Consider the following 2,773-nt stretch of genomic DNA (forward strand, 5'->3'; position numbering starts at 1 on the left):
CGGCCTTATCAGAGAGTACTTGCCTAAGGGTTGTGACTTTAGACAAGTCTCTGATGATGAGATGCAGGACATTGAGAACAAATTAAACAACAGACCAAGAAAACGATTAGGGTTTAAGACGCCTATGCAGGCGTTCTATAATATTAATTAGCGTTGCACTTGGTGTGTTAATCTAAGTCTTGAAAAATCTACTAAGTCAGATGCTTATTATTATCGAGTGCTTATTAAAGAACTGCCTAACGATAGGTATTTAGTACAAGACTTTTTTATCTCAGGAGATAAGTTTACAGATCCGTATATTTTGACTGATGGCAAACTAGAATATGTAGATAACGAGGACGCCGCCCATCCTAACAATTATTATCCAAGAGAAGGCGCAAGAACCGTATGGTTTGAGTCTGGTAATAAAAGAATAGAATCACACTATAAAAACAACATGCCAACAGGGACTTGGATTCATTACTATGAAAATGGGGAAAAGTGGCAAGAAGATACGTACGTGAACGGTGAAGCACATGGTGTTATTAGAGGCTGGAATGAAGATGGTGTCTTAACATATCAGTGCAGAAGCGAATATGGCAAAAAGGATGGGCTCTGCTTCAGGAAATATAATAATGATCCTAACGTTTATTCTTACATTGGGGAGTATCAAGAAGGAGAAAAGATAGGTGTATGGAAAGCTTGGAATTTAGATGGCAGTATTGAAAAAATTGATTTCTATGGATTAATACCTCCTGAGGCTATAAAAGAAAGCCTATCGCAAGACCAATTTGAAATATTTACTTTCGATGTCAATGCAGATGACATAGACGACTTAGTGATTAGTCGTATCAATGACGATAATAATTTATTTCAAGGCGATGAGCTCTATGTGCTTATTGGAGACAAAAGTGGTAAATACACACTAAGCTTAGATACGCACAGCTATACCACTGATTCAGGTTGGTCTGTTTCCAACATATTACCGCGTCGAGACCATTTAGGATTTATTATAAGCACTCAATATTCTACAGGGAGATCGGGATATACTTTTTACTATGCATTTGAAAACGGTAAGTGGTATATATCAGACGCATCAGCTGAGGGCTCTATGCCAACTGGTGAAGAGTATTATTGTATCAACCACAATAATACAAGTGTAGATGATTTTATTACCCTGATTGGTTCATATCCAACAGAAGCTGATGAGCTTGTCAGAAACTGTCCCCTACCTCCGACCAAGTACACGGTCAAAACAGATCAAGCAGAAATCCTCAATGAAAAATTCAAGTCACGGTCGAAACCAAACTATTATATCAAAGGTGATTTGATTGAAGCTTTTGATCAAAATGAGGACTGGGTGAAAGTTGCTTATAAAGAGGGTACTAAATTTGGCTGGATAGATAAGCGTGATCTGAGTCCGATTTCTGATTGATGAAGAGCCTCAAAAGGCCTTTGATGGTAAAAACTGGCAAGTGAATATCAGATGGATAGTAGCGATAGCGATTAACGTCAGTCTGTTTGCTTGGGCGGTAGTGACATATAATGCTTAGCAAAAATAAGCCTGTAATTAGGTAATATATATCAATGATTTACAATCCTCCTAATAATACACATCCCATCGAAAAGCTCCTGAGTCGACCTTGGGAAAAAAGCATACCTGCGCATCGAGAAAAAGTAGTCAGTATAGAGAAGCTGAGCCGTGATGTGCATGAGGTAAACCCGGATTATTTACTGTTTCACCCGATTATCAACTCGCATCAATTAGTTGGTTTTTTAATGGCTTATGCTTTTAGTTGGTTGTTTGGGCAAGGCTTGTTTTTCTTTCTAGTAGTAGTATCTAGTTATATATTTGTCAAAGATTTTGAATACGCAGCGCTATTTTTAATAATCATGCTTACTTTGTTCCTGATAGTTTTTGGTTTTGGATCATATTTAGTTTTAAAACAACTTAAAAACAAAAAATCCTACTACAACAAAATCTTACTGCTAAAACAAACACAACAGCTTGCTTATTACGAACATAACCGCAAGCAAGAGCCTATCTTCCATCTAATTAACTACAAAGATATTGTCGCGTCGGTTAGACGTAACAAAGGCGTTGTCTTTGAAGCCTTGAATCTGCATGTGATTGATCCGAAAACAAATCAAACCATCCAAAGCATCAACCTTGAAGACATGCAGCTTAGTCCTTATGATCAGTGGACGTTTATTCGTACCTATATGGAACGTCCAGCAGACGAGCTACCGCTTGACCCACGATACGCTCACGCTTGTCCGACAGATATCAGCACCTCGCTATTGGCTTGTGCTGATATCGCTCAAGAGAAGAAAGACAAAGGTTTGACAGGTTTACGTCATGAAGTGACGGTTATGGGCTGGTTGAGAGCGTGTACGGTGAGCTACTTAGATCTAGCTGAAGGCAATATTTATCAATCGAGTGCCAACCCTGCATTACATCCTGAAGTGCAGCGTCGCCTCATGTGGGATGGAAAAAACAACCCATATAATGTACTGCCTGTCACCGCTGAGCGCCAAGCCGCCTTTGATAATGAAAACACAAAGGTCAAACTTAAATGGTATTCAGGCATCGCCGTGAATGCGACATGGTTTATCGGTTCGATACTGTATGTGATGCTGGTGATTGCTTAGATAAAAACAACAATAAACAAGCTATCTAGGCATATAAGAGTGCTTTAACAAAGACGGCGGAGTAAAACGATGATCGACATGATAGGCCGCGGAAAAAACGGAACCTACGACACCTTAGGTAAAGCTTATAAAGTAGATAATT

At 39.0% G+C, this 2,773-nt stretch carries 2 protein-coding genes and 1 pseudogene; all 3 read left to right on the forward strand.

What is annotated here, in order from left to right; translation table 11 throughout:
• A pseudogene (locus EI164_RS17225) lies at window positions 1-151 on the forward strand (IS30 family transposase); the annotation flags it as partial.
• Window positions 152-301: 150 nt separating this feature from the next.
• On the forward strand, window positions 302-1,414 hold the full coding sequence (locus EI164_RS15475; RefSeq protein WP_192520853.1) for a hypothetical protein: 1,113 nt from the start codon (window positions 302-304) through the stop codon (window positions 1,412-1,414).
• Window positions 1,415-1,566: 152 nt separating this feature from the next.
• Window positions 1,567-2,631 (forward strand): hypothetical protein, encoded by a 1,065-nt coding sequence (locus EI164_RS15480; protein ID WP_192520855.1) that lies wholly within the window; start codon window positions 1,567-1,569, stop codon window positions 2,629-2,631.
• Window positions 2,632-2,773: the final 142 nt, after the last annotated feature.

It is taken from the genome of Psychrobacter sp. FME13 (assembly GCF_014861395.1).
GTDB lineage: Bacteria > Pseudomonadota > Gammaproteobacteria > Pseudomonadales > Moraxellaceae > Psychrobacter.